The sequence below is a fragment of the Salibacterium sp. K-3 genome (assembly GCF_054052005.1).
Genome location: NZ_JBSVZE010000004.1, coordinates 43,443 through 58,495, shown reverse-complemented (window position 1 = coordinate 58,495; position 15,053 = coordinate 43,443). Strand labels below are relative to the sequence as shown.

At 49.3% G+C, this 15,053-nt stretch carries 14 protein-coding genes, 1 rRNA gene and 1 other annotated feature; all 15 genes read left to right on the top strand.

The window, feature by feature from the left end:
- Positions 1-77 (top strand): 5S ribosomal RNA (rrf, locus tag ACW9JV_RS18975); the annotation flags it as partial.
- Positions 78-421: 344 nt separating this feature from the next.
- Positions 422-1,132, top strand: coding sequence for an MgtC/SapB family protein (locus tag ACW9JV_RS18970; protein ID WP_457337405.1), 711 nt, complete (start codon positions 422-424; stop codon positions 1,130-1,132).
- Between the two features lie 111 nt (positions 1,133-1,243).
- Positions 1,244-1,708, top strand: coding sequence for a CtsR family transcriptional regulator (locus ACW9JV_RS18965; protein ID WP_457337403.1), 465 nt, complete (start codon positions 1,244-1,246; stop codon positions 1,706-1,708).
- Between the two features lie 28 nt (positions 1,709-1,736).
- Positions 1,737-2,282 carry a UvrB/UvrC motif-containing protein gene (locus ACW9JV_RS18960; protein WP_457337401.1) on the top strand — a complete coding sequence of 182 codons (546 nt, stop codon included), beginning with the start codon at positions 1,737-1,739 and terminating at the stop codon, positions 2,280-2,282.
- Positions 2,282-3,361 carry a protein arginine kinase gene (locus ACW9JV_RS18955; RefSeq protein ID WP_457337399.1) on the top strand — a complete coding sequence of 360 codons (1,080 nt, stop codon included), beginning with the start codon at positions 2,282-2,284 and terminating at the stop codon, positions 3,359-3,361. The genes ACW9JV_RS18960 and ACW9JV_RS18955 overlap by 1 nt, the downstream gene beginning before the upstream one ends.
- Positions 3,362-3,388: 27 nt before the next feature.
- Entirely contained in the window at positions 3,389-5,845 is a 2,457-nt protein-coding gene (gene clpC / locus ACW9JV_RS18950; RefSeq protein ID WP_457337397.1) for an ATP-dependent protease ATP-binding subunit ClpC, read from the top strand.
- Positions 5,846-5,952: 107 nt separating this feature from the next.
- Positions 5,953-7,347: a DNA repair protein RadA gene (radA, locus tag ACW9JV_RS18945; protein ID WP_457337395.1), complete on the top strand. Its 1,395-nt coding sequence runs from the start codon at positions 5,953-5,955 to the stop codon at positions 7,345-7,347.
- Between the two features lie 209 nt (positions 7,348-7,556).
- Positions 7,557-8,657, top strand: a complete 1,101-nt coding sequence (locus ACW9JV_RS18940) for a PIN domain-containing protein (protein ID WP_457337393.1) — start codon at positions 7,557-7,559, stop codon at positions 8,655-8,657.
- A 170-nt stretch (positions 8,658-8,827) separates the two neighbouring features.
- A complete protein-coding gene (gene ispD / locus ACW9JV_RS18935) occupies positions 8,828-9,526 on the top strand; it encodes a 2-C-methyl-D-erythritol 4-phosphate cytidylyltransferase (RefSeq protein WP_457337391.1) in 699 nt (232 codons plus the stop codon).
- On the top strand, positions 9,523-10,008 hold the full coding sequence (ispF, locus tag ACW9JV_RS18930; protein ID WP_457337389.1) for a 2-C-methyl-D-erythritol 2,4-cyclodiphosphate synthase: 486 nt from the start codon (positions 9,523-9,525) through the stop codon (positions 10,006-10,008). The genes ispD and ispF overlap by 4 nt, the downstream gene beginning before the upstream one ends.
- Before the next feature lie 58 nt (positions 10,009-10,066).
- Positions 10,067-11,527, top strand: a complete 1,461-nt coding sequence (gene gltX, locus ACW9JV_RS18925) for a glutamate--tRNA ligase (RefSeq protein ID WP_457337387.1) — start codon at positions 10,067-10,069, stop codon at positions 11,525-11,527.
- A gap of 4 nt (positions 11,528-11,531) precedes the next feature.
- Positions 11,532-11,765, top strand: a binding site (T-box leader).
- A 58-nt stretch (positions 11,766-11,823) separates the two neighbouring features.
- A complete protein-coding gene (gene cysE / locus ACW9JV_RS18920; RefSeq protein ID WP_457337385.1) occupies positions 11,824-12,486 on the top strand; it encodes a serine O-acetyltransferase in 663 nt (220 codons plus the stop codon).
- Positions 12,487-12,490: 4 nt separating this feature from the next.
- Positions 12,491-13,894 (top strand): cysteine--tRNA ligase, encoded by a 1,404-nt coding sequence (gene cysS, locus ACW9JV_RS18915; RefSeq protein ID WP_457337383.1) that lies wholly within the window; start codon positions 12,491-12,493, stop codon positions 13,892-13,894.
- Positions 13,891-14,307 (top strand): Mini-ribonuclease 3, encoded by a 417-nt coding sequence (locus tag ACW9JV_RS18910; RefSeq protein WP_457337381.1) that lies wholly within the window; start codon positions 13,891-13,893, stop codon positions 14,305-14,307. The genes cysS and ACW9JV_RS18910 overlap by 4 nt, the downstream gene beginning before the upstream one ends.
- On the top strand, positions 14,304-15,053 hold the full coding sequence (rlmB, locus tag ACW9JV_RS18905; protein ID WP_457337379.1) for a 23S rRNA (guanosine(2251)-2'-O)-methyltransferase RlmB: 750 nt from the start codon (positions 14,304-14,306) through the stop codon (positions 15,051-15,053). The genes ACW9JV_RS18910 and rlmB overlap by 4 nt, the downstream gene beginning before the upstream one ends.

Genomic DNA, 15,053 nt, shown 5'->3' with positions numbered 1-15,053 from the left:
CGAACACGGAAGTTAAGCTCTCCAGCGCCGATGATAATGAAGGGGCAACCCTTTGTGAAAGTAGGACGCTGCCAGGCCCCAAAGGACTGCCGGATGATGATCCGGCGGTCTTTTTTTATTAAATAGGCCTAAATCAAGCTGCAGCATCCATCCGCTTCAGATCCCACACGAAGGACTGCAGGATGCCAGCTTTCTCAGCCGAACATCCTATTTCCGGGACGCTTGCACTTTTCTTAGTTATGTAAAGATCAAAACCGGTAGGTGATACGTTGTATCCGGTATTTATATAAATATTATATGTCTTTATGGTACGATTTTTGAAACGTGTTTATTCTCAGAGCTTCGGATGTTAGAATGGTTTTTCTTTTTCTAAAAGCGAGGCGGAAACGTACAGGTTTGATAAAAGGAAAGGAGATGTCTTATGGATGCATTTTTTACGCAGGAGTCATATATTATTATGGTACGGATTATATCGGCAGCAGCACTTGCTGGATTGATTGGCGCGGAGCGTGAATATAAAAGGCATCCGGCGGGATTTCGGACGCACATGCTGGTGGGAACGGGCGCGTGCCTGGCGATGGTAATGGCGCTATTTGGTTTTCAGCCTTATCTTGAGGCAAACGAAGAGGTGGCCCGGTACGATCCGTCCCGTCTGGCTTCTTATGTCATAAGCGGTGTTGGATTTTTGGGAGCAGGCACCATTATTGTGCAGGGGGTATCCATCAAAGGTTTAACAACGGCAGCTTCTATCTGGGTAGTCGCAGCGATCGGATTAGCTGCGGGAGCCGGTATGTATTTTGCAGCCATTTTGACGACGATTATTGTGCTGTTGAGTCTTCTTTTTCTGAATAACATTGAACGGCTATTTCAGACCTCTTCTTCTCAGAAAAAGGTTAATATCATTATGGATAAAGATAATAGTCCGTTATCTGATGTAGTTAAAGCATTCGAAGAAGAGAACGTACTTGTGAAAAAGGTGGCGGGCAGTGCAGATAATACGGCCGAATTGGAACAGAAATTATCCTTTGTTTTTTATATTGAAGATTCCTCTGAAACGAATCATACGGTACTTTATGACCGTCTGATAAAAATCAACGGTGTTCTGGAAGTGGAAATGACATGGACCTCCTGATAGAGCCCCTGGTACTTGATTTTTGTTCTGCTTTGTATTATATTTAAAGTCAAAGATAGTCAAAGTCAGAAGCGTGAGAAATACATGTAACCGGGAAGGAGGCTGGCCCTTTTGCGTAATATTTCAGATGGCATTGAAAAATATTTAAAGCAGATTCTTACTCAAAGTGACAGGGATTTAATTGAAATAAAGCGAAGTGAACTGGCGAAACGTTTTGAATGTGTGCCGTCGCAGATTAATTATGTAATCAGTACCAGATTTACGAATGAAAAAGGATATATTGTGGAAAGCAAAAGGGGCGGCGGCGGGTATATTCGTATTACAAAAGTGAAGGTGGATGATCATGCCGAGTTGATTGACCAGCTGCTTATGCTGATAGACGGAGGAGTGGATCAGGTAACAGCGGAGAGCATCATCATGCGCCTGTATGAAGAGGAAGCCATATCAAGGCGGGAGGCCAACGTAATGGCTTCTGCCGTGGACCGCAATATTCTATCGCTGAAATATGCAGAAGAGCGGGACAGGGTTCGTGCGAAAATGCTGAAAGCCATGCTTCAGAGTCTGCGTTATCAGTAAAACAGACTGCGGAGGGAGGATGTAGGAAGTGCTTTGTCAAGAATGTCAAACACGCCAGGCGACGCTGCATTTCACCAAAATCATTAATGGTAAAAAAGCAGAGATGCACGTTTGTGATGACTGTGCCCGGGATAAAGGAGAACAGATTCCGGGATCGAACAGTTATTCCATTCATGAATTATTATCGGGTTTGTTGAATGTTGATCAGGTATCCGGCAATAATGAATTTAAGTCTGCAGGAACCACGGAACAAAAACAGCTGGTTTGTGATCAGTGCGGCCTGACATATGAGCGTTTTGCAAAAACAGGCCGATTCGGGTGCGCACGGTGTTATCACGCCTTTGATGCGAAACTGGATCCGATCCTGAAACGGGTGCACAGCGGAAATTACCGTCATGCCGGGAAAGTTCCGAAAAGAACAGGCGGGAAGATGCAGGTGCAGCGCGAAATTGAAAAGCTCAGGGAAGATCTGCGTACCAGCATTGAAGAGGAAGAGTTTGAAGAAGCAGCCCGTCTGCGCGATCATATCCGGGAATTGGAAGGGAAAATTCAGAACGGGGAGGAGGAGGCTTGATGTCGCTGCAGCGTTTTATATCAAAAGCGATAAGTCCGTGGATGAAAAGCGGACCGGGACCGGACAGTGATATTGTATTAAGTACAAGAATCCGTATAGCCCGGAACATGGAAAACTATCCTTTCCCTGTTTTTGCTTCACCGGAGACGGCAGAAGCTGTTCTGAACCATACAGCCCGGGAGTTTTCGGCCATCCGTCTGCAAGCCGGCGGATCTCTGGAGCGCTTGAACATGGATGACTGTTCTCCCAACGAAAAAAGAGTGCTGGTCGAAAAACATTTGATCAGTCCTCAGTTGGCGGAGCAGTCCCAATTCGGAGCAGTGATGCTCAGTCCGGATGAATCGGTAAGCATCATGCTGAACGAAGAAGATCACATCCGCATGCAGTCACTGTTCCGGGGCTTTCAACTGAGTGAGGGGCTGGATTTTTCCAATAAGCTCGACGACTGGACCGAAGAGAAAATAACATATGCCTTTGATGAAAAACGCGGGTACTTAACAAGCTGTCCCACCAACGTCGGTACCGGGATGAGAGCCTCGGTGATGATGCATCTGCCGGCTCTTGTCATGACTCAGCAGCTGAACCGGATTCTCCCGGCCATTAATCAGCTCGGTCTTGTTGTCCGTGGAATATACGGGGAAGGAAGCGAAGCCCGTGGGAATCTTTTTCAGATATCCAACCAGATAACTCTTGGAAAATCGGAAGAAGATATTGTAGAGGATCTGAAAGGAGTAGTCACCCAGGTTATCCGACAGGAACGCATGGCAAGAGATGCGCTGATGCGTTCATCCAGAACCTACATCGAAGACAAAGTGTTCCGCTCTTACGGTCTGTTGAAAAACAGCCGTATCATAGGATCAAATGAGGCAACCGAACGCCTTTCGGATGTCAGGCTTGGCATTGACCTGGATTTAATTGAAGGAATTTCGGGTAATATCCTGAATGAACTGATGATTTTGACCCAGCCGGCTTTCCTCCAGCAGTATGCAGGCCGTGAATTGGCCGCGGATGAGCGTGATGTGAGACGCGCTGCGCTGATTCGTGAGAGAATGGAGCTGGAGGAAGAAAACGGAGAGTAAGCTATTAACTAGTGGAGGTGCGCATAGATGATGTTTGGACGTTTTACGGAAAGAGCCCAGAAAGTACTGGCACTTGCCCAGGAAGAAGCTATCCGACTGGGCCATAACAATATAGGCACGGAACACATTCTTCTCGGTTTGATTCGGGAAGGAGAGGGCATTGCGGCTAAAGCGCTGCAGGCGCTCAATCTCGGATCAGATCAGATTCAGAAAGAAGTGGAGGCGCTGATCGGCACGGGTCAGGAAGGATCAAAAACGATCCATTACACCCCGAGAGCCAAAAAGGTCATTGAATTGTCCATGGATGAAGCAAGGAAACTCGGTCATTCCTATGTCGGTACAGAACACATTCTTCTCGGTTTGATCCGGGAAGGAGAAGGGGTGGCTGCCAGAGTTTTGAATAACCTTGGTGTGAGCCTGAATAAAGCCCGTCAGCAGGTGCTTCAGCTGCTCGGTAACAATGAATCTTCCGGCGGAAACCAGCAGCAGGCAGCCCCGGCAGGCGGAGCTTCCAACGCCAACACGCCGACACTGGACAGTTTGGCGCGTGATTTAACCGCTGTAGCGAAAGAAGAAGGCCTTGATCCGGTCATCGGCCGAAGCAATGAGATTGAACGTGTTATTCAGGTATTGAGCCGCCGGACGAAAAACAATCCGGTACTCATCGGGGAACCTGGTGTAGGGAAAACGGCAGTAGCTGAAGGGCTGGCCCAGTCCATCATTTCCAATGAAGTTCCGGAAATTCTCCGCAGTAAACGGGTGATGACTCTGGATATGGGAACTGTCGTCGCAGGCACGAAATACCGCGGGGAATTTGAAGACCGATTGAAAAAAGTAATGGAAGAAATCCGCCAGGCCGGCAACGTCATTCTGTTTATTGATGAACTTCATACGCTGATCGGAGCTGGAGGTGCAGAGGGAGCGATAGATGCTTCCAATATTCTGAAGCCTTCGCTCGCCAGAGGTGAACTGCAGTGCATTGGTGCCACCACGCTGGATGAATACAGGAAATATATTGAAAAAGACGCAGCACTGGAGCGCCGTTTCCAGCCGATTCAGGTGGATGAACCAACAACTGAGGAGTCCATCCAGATTCTTGCCGGTCTTCGTGACCGCTACGAAGCCCATCACCGTGTTACCATCCCGGATGCCTCCATCGAAGAAGCGGTGAAACTGTCCGACCGTTATATTTCCGACCGGTTTCTGCCGGATAAGGCTATTGACCTGATTGATGAGGCCGGCTCGAAAGTAAGACTTCGTTCGTATACAGCTCCGCCGAATCTGAAGGAGCTGGAACAGAAATTAGAGGAAACACGCAAGGAAAAAGACGCTTCCGTGCAGAGTCAGGAATTTGAAAAGGCGGCTTCGCTGCGCGACAGTGAGCAGCGCCTCCGTGAAGAAGTCGAAGATATGAAGAATGAATGGAAAGAAAAACAGGGCCAGGAAAATACAGAAGTGACAGCCGAAGATATTGCCCAGGTGGTTGCAAGCTGGACTGGCATCCCGGTTTCAAAAATCGCGGAAGAAGAAACCGAACGGCTGCTGCGTATGGAAGAAATTCTCCATAACCGGGTTATCGGCCAGGACGAAGCGGTTAAATCCGTATCTCAGGCTGTCCGCCGTGCACGCGCCGGGTTGAAGGATCCTAAACGTCCGATCGGATCGTTTATATTCCTCGGTCCGACCGGTGTCGGAAAAACAGAACTGGCCCGCGCTGTGGCGGAAACGTTGTTCGGAGATGAGGAATCCGTCATCCGCATCGACATGTCCGAATTCATGGAACGACACGCGACCAGCCGTCTCGTAGGTTCTCCACCCGGATATGTAGGGTTCGAAGAAGGCGGCCAGCTGACAGAAAAGGTACGCCGCAATCCGTATTCCGTCATCCTGCTGGATGAAGTGGAAAAAGCCCATCCGGAAGTCTTTAACATTCTTCTGCAGGTACTCGAAGACGGATTTTTGACCGATTCCAAAGGGCGTCGTGTCGATTTCCGGAATACCGCCATCATCATGACGTCAAACGTCGGCGCAAACCTTCTCCGCAAAAATAACTATGCCGGCTTTACGACCAATACCGATGAAGCGGAAAATTTCAAGGATATGCGTGACAAAGTTATGGGTGAACTGAAGAACACATTCCGCCCTGAGTTTTTAAACCGAATCGATGAGATTATCGTCTTCCACAGCCTGGAGAAACAGCATATAAAAGAAATTGTAGTGCTGATGGCCGATCAGCTGAAAAAACGGCTCGCCGAGCAGGGCATCAACTTTGAGCTTAGTGACGCGGCCAAAGACAAAATCGCTGATGAAGGATTTGATCCCGAATACGGAGCACGTCCGCTGCGCCGGGCTCTGCAGCGCCAGGTGGAAGACCGTCTTTCCGAAGAACTGCTGCGCGGTTCAATCCAGGAGGGAGATACCGCCTATATTGATGTGAAAGACGGCGAATATTTTGTTGAAACCAAATCCGGAGCCAAAACGTAAATTCATTTATACACCAATAGCACCAGCTGTTTGTAGAAGGCATATGCCTTTTACAAACAGCTCTTTTGTATCGAATCCTTAACGGTAAAATAAAGCGGGGGACGCATGTGGCAAAACAAAAATCAAAATTTGTCTGTCAGGAATGTGGATATGAGACCAGTAAATGGATGGGGCGCTGCCCTGGATGCAGCGAATGGAATACAATGGTTGAAGAGATGGAAGCACCGGCAAAAGGTGCCGGTGCCAGGCGCTCTTTTCAGGAAAGCGGCGAGGCTTCACAGAAGCCGGAACCGATAACAAAGGTGGTCGGGGAAAAAGAGCCCAGAGTCGATACCTCTCTTCCGGAACTGAACCGGGTGCTTGGCGGGGGCATTGTTCCGGGTTCACTCGTCCTGGTCGGAGGAGATCCGGGTATCGGCAAGTCGACGCTGCTGCTGCAGCTGACATCAGTGCTGGCCGTTCAGGGCCATAAGGTGCTTTATGTGTCCGGAGAAGAATCAGTACAGCAGACGAAACTCCGCGCGGACCGGCTCGGTGTTTATGCCGATTCCCTGTTTGTTTTTGCTGAGACGGATATGGATCTGATTGAACATGCCATTCAGCAGATTCAGCCGACGATGGTGGTGATTGACTCCATCCAGACGGTGCATCAATCCAGTATTTCTTCTGCGCCCGGCAGTGTAGCGCAGGTACGCGAAACCACGTCGACCTTTATGAAACTGGCAAAGTCCAGAGGGATTGCTGTGTTCATCGTCGGCCATGTGACAAAGCAGGGGTCGATTGCCGGACCGAAAATGCTGGAGCATATGGTGGACTCCGTCCTTTATTTTGAAGGAGAACAACACCATACGTACCGCATACTCCGCGCGGTGAAAAACCGGTTCGGATCTACAAATGAAATCGGCATTTTCGAGATGAAGGAACTGGGACTGGAAGAAGTGAAAAATCCATCGGAGATCTTTCTCGAAGACAGAACCCAGGGAAGTGCAGGTTCGATTGTCGTGGCTTCCCTCGAAGGTACACGGCCGGTACTCGTGGAAATTCAGGCACTGATCGCCCCTTCCAGTTTTGCCAACCCGAAAAGGACCGCGACCGGAGTTGATCATAATAGAATTGCCCTGTTAATGGCGGTGCTGGAGAAAAGACTCGGAATGCTGCTTCAGAATCAGGATGCCTATATGAACGTGGCCGGCGGTGTAAAGCTGGATGAACCGGCTATTGATCTCGGCCTTGCCGTCTGCATTGCTTCGAGCTTCCGGAATCATGCAACCGGTCCTGCCGATGTGGTAGTGGGAGAAGTCGGTCTGACCGGCGAAATACGGAGGGTATCCCGCATTGAGGACCGGATTTATGAAGCAGCAAAGCTTGGTTTTGAACGGGCGGTTATCCCTAAAAAAAATCTGGAAGGCTGGACATATCCGGAGACTATTGAAGTCATCGGGGTCTCAACGCTTGAAGAGGCCTTGGAAATTGCCCTTGGCAATCCATCTGTAGGATGGTGAAAATTGTCTCATTGTGTAGAATATAACATTGACGTTACAATTTACTCACGATATAATGAAAAATTCTAAAAAACTGTGACAACAGCTTAGAAATTTGCTACATTAAAGTTAAAACCTGTTTATTAGGTGGGCATTGTTGAAAATAAATACAATGGCCGGGTTTGAAAATAGAAATATTGTCCATAATGATAAAAAGGAGGTGAGAGGGTGTGCTTAAAAGTATAGTACAACTATTTTTTATCCTTGCCGGGGGAACGTTGGGTGTTATTTTTATACCGGAACTGATATCATTATTTAATTATAGCGCGGTGCCCGACTGGATCGGCAATCCTTATGTAAGTGCACTTCTCGGCGCAGTAATTGTTTTTGCAGCAACATTCTGGGTGGCGGATCACATTGTCCACGGGATGCGGGTGCTCGAAGAAATGATAGTGAAGGCGCCGGTGACGGATGTTCTGTTTGGAACATTCGGGCTCGTATTCGGTCTGGTTGTCGCGTTTCTTATCAGTCTTCCGCTGAATTCCCTCTATCTGCCGGTTGTTAATTCCGTTCTTCCCATTTTCATCACTTTTTTCCTCGGCTATTTCGGGTTTCAGGTCGGGTTTAAAAAGCGGGATGAACTGAAAAGCCTGTTTCCCGCTGGTCGGGCGGCGGCTGCTGCTGCCAGGAAAAAAGAGGAGACGGTTCCCGCTGAACACCGTGCGAAAGTCAAAATTCTGGATACGAGCGTGATTATAGACGGACGTATCGCAGATGTCTGCCAGAGCGGTTTCATAGAAGGAACGCTGGTCATTCCGGAATTTGTGCTTGAGGAACTGCAGCATATTGCAGATTCATCCGATGTGCTGAAACGCAACCGCGGACGCCGGGGTCTGGATATTCTGAATCGGATTCAAAAAGATCTTCCTGTAAAGGTGGAGATTTATGAAGGAGACTTCGAGGATATCCATGAAGTCGACAGTAAACTGGTGAAGCTGGCCAAGGTCCGTGAAGGAATGGTTGTAACCAATGACTTTAACCTCAATAAAGTATGCGATCTTCAGGGCGTGGAAGTGCTTAACATCAATGACCTGGCCAATGCGGTAAAGCCGGTTGTGCTTCCAGGCGAAGAAATGAGCGTGCAGGTTATCAAAGACGGAAAGGAACAGAACCAGGGCGTTGCTTATCTGGATGACGGCACCATGATCGTAGTGGAAGGTGGACGCGAATATATCAGCAAAACCATCGAAGTTGTGGTAACAAGTGTCCTGCAGACCAGTGCAGGCCGGATGATATTTGCTAAACCGAAGTTGATGGAAAAAGCACTATAAACCAGAACCCCTCTGTCTGATCAAGGCAGGGGGGTTCATGATTTACGCGGATTCCGGCTGTTTCGGATACAGGGCAGGGTGCCTGCGCTTTTCTTATTGCGACCTGACGCCTTTCAAGTTATGATAAAAGAGCCTGATATTAGAGCGAGCTCAGTTATTGGAGAGGTAATATGAAATATACAGTCGTGATACCGGCGGCGGGGCAGGGCAAACGAATGAAAGCCGGGCACAACAAGCAGTTTTTGATGCTTGAAGACCGTCCTTTAATCGTTCATACCGTTTCTGTGTTTGAGCAAGACGCGTGGTGTGAACGGATTATTGTCGTCGCCAATGATTATGAAACCGGTCCGATGAACACATTATTTACAGAATGGAATTTTCAGAAGGTGGAACGCATTGTTACTGGCGGACAGGAAAGACAGGACAGTGTGTTTGAAGGACTGAAGCAGGCGGACGGCTCAAATGAAGCGATTGTCCTGGTCCATGACGGAGCACGGCCGTTTGTAACGGAAGACCATATCCATGAACTGGTCATCAAAGCGTCGGAGGCAGGAGCAGCAGTAATCGGTCTCCGCATGAAAGATACAGTGAAAAAAGTGGCGGATGGAGTAGTGACCGAAACGATAGAGCGGTCCAGTGTATGGTCCGTCCAGACGCCGCAGGCCTTTCGGTTTCCCATTGTCTATGATGCCTACCAAAAAGCAGCCGAGGATCAGTTCCGGGGTACAGATGATACAAGCCTGGTGGAACGGATGGATGTACCGGTACATATTGTGGAAGGCGGCTATGATAATATTAAGCTGACAACGCCGGAGGATATGGTTGTAGCCCGTGCAATCCTGAAAAAAAGAAGGGGGAGAGGACTGTGAGAATAGGGCATGGATTTGATGTGCACCGGCTGACAGAAGACCGGCCTCTTATTTTAGGGGGGGTAGCCATCCCGCACCGAAAAGGGCTTGACGGCCATTCTGATGCCGATGTCCTGCTGCATGCAGCGGCGGATGCACTGCTTGGTGCGGTCGGCGGCGGTGATATCGGCGCCCATTTTCCGGATACAGATCCGGCCTTTAAAGACATGGATTCCGGATTGTTATTGCAGCAGGTATATCAGCTGGTGCAGGAGAAAGGGTACCAACTGGCCAACATAGATGGTACAATTCTTGCGGAAAAGCCTAAAATGGCACCATATATTGATGACATGCGGGATAATATAGCCCGTATACTGGAGAGTCCGAAATCCAATGTGAATGTGAAAGCGACGACAACCGAGAAACTCGGATTTACCGGAAGAGAAGAGGGAATTGCTTCTCATGCCGTCGTTCTGCTGGAAAGCAGAAGGAACGGACAGTGAACGCCGGAAAATCAATATAATAGTAATTGGAACTAACTAACATGGAAGGTGGAGAATCATGGAGAGGGAAGTACGAGTCCGGTTTGCGCCAAGCCCGACAGGACATCTGCATATAGGCGGAGCGAGGTCTGCGTTATTTAACTATCTGTTTGCCCGGAGCCAGGGCGGAAAATTTATTATCCGCATTGAGGATACGGATCAGGCGAGAAATGTGGAAGATGCAACGGATAAACTGATGGACAGCCTGAAATGGCTCGGCATCGACTGGGATGAAAGCATGGATGTCGGAGGACCTCATGCTCCTTACCGCTGTATGGAACGGCTTGATATTTATGAAAAATACCTGAAGCAGCTGATCGAAGAAGGAAAAGCATATTATGATTATATGACGGAAGAAGAGCTGCAGAAAGAACGGGAGGAGCAGCTGGCCCGCGGGGAAGCTCCGAAGTACAGCGGCCGTGACCGCGATCTGACACCGGAACAGCGGAAAGTGTATGAGGATCAGGGCATTCAGCCGGTTGTCCGTTTTCGTGTTCCGGAAAACAAAAGCGTTCTTGTACCGGACGCAGTCAGAGGAGACGTCACATTTGAAACCGAAGATATCGGGGACTTCGTCATTGCGCGTAAAGACGGGATTCCGACCTATAACTTTGCTGTCGTAGTGGACGACCATCTGATGGATATTTCCCATGTTATCCGCGGGGAAGAACACTTATCCAACGCACCGAGACAGGCGCTTGTTTTTGAAGCATTCGGCTGGGAGAAACCGATGTTTGCCCATGCTTCTCTTATTCTTAATCCCGACCGCCAGAAAATGAGCAAACGGGATGAGTCCATCATGCAGTTTGTCGAGCAGTATCAGGAACTCGGCTATCTACCGGAAGCACTTGTTAATTTCCTGGCACTTCTGGGCTGGTCTCCGGTCGGGGAGGAAGAATTGTTCTCCCTTGAAGAACTGCAGGAACAGTTCACGCTGGAACGTGTCTCCAAAGCACCGGCTGTCTTTGATACTGATAAATTAGCCTGGATGAATAACCAGTATGTAAAAGAAGCGGATCTGGACCGGTTGACGAAACTGGCCCTCCCTCATCTCCAGAAGGAAAATAAGCTGCCTGATTCATTGAACAGCGAACAGTATGAATGGACGAAACGGCTTGTATCGATTTACCAGGAGCAAATGCATTATGCTGCTGAAATCACGAGCCTTACAGAGTTGTTCTTTCAAAGGGAGATCGATTATAATGAAGATGCCAAAGACGTATTATCCGGGGAACAGGTTCCGGAAGTACTGGAACAGTTCTCAGAAGAACTGAAGGCCCTTGATGCTTTTGAACCGGACGAAATAAAAGCGGCCATCAAGGCGGTGCAGAAAACCACCGGCCAGAAGGGCAAAAAACTGTTTATGCCGATCCGGGCTGCTGTGACCGGCCAGACCCACGGACCGGAGCTTCCACAGGCTATTGCCCTGCTGGGCGAAGAAACAGTGCAGGCCCGTCTGAATGACGCCGCGAGACAATAAAACAGTAAAAGCGTGGACGGGAAAAAGTAAGCGGCCCCACTTCTACACAGAGAAAATCACGGAGGCTGAGAGTGATTTTGGAAGAAGCCTGCTGAACATGCATCCCTGAGCCTCCTGCTGAAATCATAGTAGGCAGGAGCGGCGTAGCCGCCGTTATCCAGGAAGAGAAAAGAAAGATCCAGCGTAGATGTTTCTTTTAAACAGAGTGGAACCGCGTTTAAGGATAAGCGTCTCTGTGCAGAAAAGTGCACGGAGACGCTTTTTTTACTAGAACTTGGGAGGGGAGGAGAATACGTATGTGGAAAACGTTTAAAAATGATATAGATGTTGTGTTTGACCAGGACCCGGCTGCCAGAAGCAGGCTGGAAGTTGTATTTACGTATGCCGGTGTCCATGCCATCTGGTCCCACCGGATTGCCCACTGGCTCTGGAAGAAAAAAATGTACTTTCTGGGGCGGCTGCTCTCCCAGATCAGCCGCTTCTTCACCGGTATTGAAATTCATCCGGGGGCCGTCATCGGCCAGCGCCTGTTTATTGACCACGGTATGGGAGTTGTCATTGGAGAAACCTGCGAAATTAAAGACAATGTGACCATTTACCAGGGGGTTACACTTGGAGGAACTGGAAAAGAGAAAGGAAAGCGTCATCCGACGATTGAAGATAATGTACTGATCGCCACCGGGGCCAAGATTCTGGGCTCCATGACGGTCGGCCGGCATTCCAGGATTGGTGCCGGATCGGTGGTTCTTAAAGAAGTCCCGCCGAACTCGACGGTTGTCGGTATACCCGGTAAAGTAGTCGTCCAGGACGGGGTCAAAGTCGAACGCAATGAACTGGACCATCATAAGCTGCCTGATCCGGTTTCCGACAAGTTCAGGGAACTGGATCAGGAGATCGCGGAATTAAAGAAAGAGCTTGCGGCATATAAAGGAAAAAACGAAGAAGAAAGGGGCCGGTGATGACATGGGGATTACGCTGTATAATACGATAACCCGCAGAAAAGAAGATTTTCAGCCGCTGTCACCCGGAAAAGTGAAGATGTATGTGTGTGGCCCGACGGTTTATAACTATATACACATTGGCAATGCGCGCCCGGCGATTGTGTTTGATATGGTTCGAAAATACCTCGAATACCGCGGATATGACGTTTATTATGTGTCAAACTTCACCGATGTCGATGATAAAATCATAAAGGCTGCCAACGAGATGGGCGAAGAAGTGCCCGAAGTGGCGGAACGGTTTATTAAGGCATATTTTGAAGACACGGGAGCCCTTCAGGTGGATAAAGCGGATCTGCATCCCCGGGTGACAGAAACGATGCCTGAAATTATTTCGTTCATTGAGGCATTAATTGAAAAGGGCTATGCTTATGAAGCAGACGGCGATGTGTATTTTTCCACGCGTTCCTTTGATGATTACGGAAAACTGTCGTCCCAGTCCATTCACGATCTGCAGCTCGGCGCTCGAATTGAAGTCGGGGAGAAAAAGCACAACGCGCTTGATTTTGCCCTCTGGAAGGCAGCCAAAGAAGGCGAAATTGCCTGGGAAAGTCCTTGGGGGCACGGGCGCCCGGGATGGCATATTGAATGTTCCGCGATGGTGAAAAAATACCTTGGTGATACGATTGACATTCACGCCGGCGGACAGGATCTGGCGTTTCCCCACCATGAAAATGAAATAGCGCAGTCGGAAGCGCTGAATGAAAAGCAGATGGCCAGCTACTGGATGCATAACGGCTATATCCAGATAGACAATGAAAAAATGTCCAAATCGCTCGGCAACTTCGTGCTTGTTCATGACATTATCCAGAAACACCCGCCGGAAGTTATTCGTTTCTTTATGCTGCAGGCGCACTACCGCAGTCCCCTGAATTTCAACGAAGAGTTGTTACAGAGTGCGAAAAACAGTCTGGAACGGATTCAGACAACCGTCAATAATCTGAAGCACCGCCTGGAGGAAAGTGCGGACTTTGGAGAGCCGGGAACGTGGCCGCAGACAATTGAAGAGTATCTGCAAACCTTTATCAGCGAGATGGATGATGACTTTAACAGCGCGGACGGCATCAGTGTTCTGTTTGATCTGGTGAAAACAGCGAACCGCTATATGCAGGAAAACCAAACGTCTAAAGACGTTCTGCAATCTTTTTTAACGACTATCAGAGAAATCGGCACAGCTCTTGATATCAAGGTGGAAACAAAAGAAGAGATCCTGGACGATGACATAGAGGCGCTGATTGAAGAACGGGTGGAGGCACGCAAAAACAGAAATTTTGCGAGGGCCGATGAGATTAGGGATAATCTTAAAGAGCAGGGGATTATTCTGGAAGACACGCCGCAGGGGACACGCTGGAAAAGGGGAGAATCATGACTTTGGATAGAAAGAACGTTGACGCTGTCCAGTTAAATGCCCTTGCCCTTGCCTATATGGGGGATGCGGTGTATGACCTTCATATCCGGCATTATCTGATTGCATCAGGGAATGTCCGGCCGAACCAGCTTCACCGGAGCGCTGTCACGTACGTGTCTGCCGAAGCTCAGGCTGCTGTGATGCATGCATTCCTGCAGCAGGAAATGCTTTCCGATGACGAAAAAGCAGCAGCCAGAAGGGGACGAAACGCAAAATCCGGCTCTGTTCCGAAAAATACAGATCAGAATACGTACCGTCACAGCACTGCGTTTGAGGCCCTGATCGGCTATTTATATTTCCGGGACCGCCGGGAAAGACTGGAGGAGCTGATTGCGCAGGCCGTGAAGATACGAGAAGGGAGTGAAAACAGGTGAAGGAAGAATGGATATACGGAAAAAATGCTGTTCTGGAAGCGCTCCGGGCGCACCAGCCGATTCATAAACTGTGGCTCGCCGAAGGTTCCCTGAAAGGCCAGACCAAAGAAGTACAGAAACTCGCCAAGGATCAAGGCGTTGTGGTACAGACGGTGCCGCGCCAAAAGCTGAACGACCTTTCGGGCGGGACGAATCATCAAGGTGTGCTGGCTTCGGTGCCGGCTTTCTCTTACGCAGAAGTGGACGATCTGTTTCTTGCTGCCGAAAAGAAACAGGAAAACCCGTTTTTCATCCTGCTGGATGAGATCTCGGATCCTCACAATCTGGGTTCGATCATTCGCAGTGCAGATGCCTCCGGTGCACACGGGGTTATTATACCAAAACGCCGGTCCGCCGGTCTGACGGATGTGGTAGCAAAATCCTCCGCCGGTGCTGCAGCCCATGTCCCCGTCGCCAGGGTGACTAATATGGCACGGACGATAGAACAGCTGAAACAGGAAGGGCTGTGGATCGCCGGGGCTGCCGGAGCAGGATCAGATGATTACAGGACACTGGATGCATCAATGCCTGTTGGTCTGGTGATTGGCAGGGAGGACAAAGGGATGACGCGCAATGTACAGGATAAGTGTGATTTTCTTTTGTCGATTCCCATGGCCGGCCGGGTTTCTTCGCTGAACGCCTCGGTGGCGGCTTCGCTTCTCATGTATGAAGTGTACAGGCGCCGCCGCCCGTTAGGAAGCGTCTAG

What these genes read in the sequence shown, in the direction of transcription:
- gltX (WP_457337387.1), top strand. Translation starts at nt 10,067, where the DNA reads ATGGAGAGGGAAGTACGAGTCCGGTTTGCGCCAAGCCCGACAGGACAT.
- ispD (WP_457337391.1), top strand. Translation starts at nt 8,828, where the DNA reads ATGAAATATACAGTCGTGATACCGGCGGCGGGGCAGGGCAAACGAATG.
- cysE (WP_457337385.1), top strand. Translation starts at nt 11,824, where the DNA reads ATGTGGAAAACGTTTAAAAATGATATAGATGTTGTGTTTGACCAGGAC.
- ACW9JV_RS18970 (WP_457337405.1), top strand. Translation starts at nt 422, where the DNA reads ATGGATGCATTTTTTACGCAGGAGTCATATATTATTATGGTACGGATT.
- clpC (WP_457337397.1), top strand. Translation starts at nt 3,389, where the DNA reads ATGATGTTTGGACGTTTTACGGAAAGAGCCCAGAAAGTACTGGCACTT.
- ACW9JV_RS18910 (WP_457337381.1), top strand. Translation starts at nt 13,891, where the DNA reads ATGACTTTGGATAGAAAGAACGTTGACGCTGTCCAGTTAAATGCCCTT.
- ACW9JV_RS18955 (WP_457337399.1), top strand. Translation starts at nt 2,282, where the DNA reads ATGTCGCTGCAGCGTTTTATATCAAAAGCGATAAGTCCGTGGATGAAA.
- cysS (WP_457337383.1), top strand. Translation starts at nt 12,491, where the DNA reads ATGGGGATTACGCTGTATAATACGATAACCCGCAGAAAAGAAGATTTT.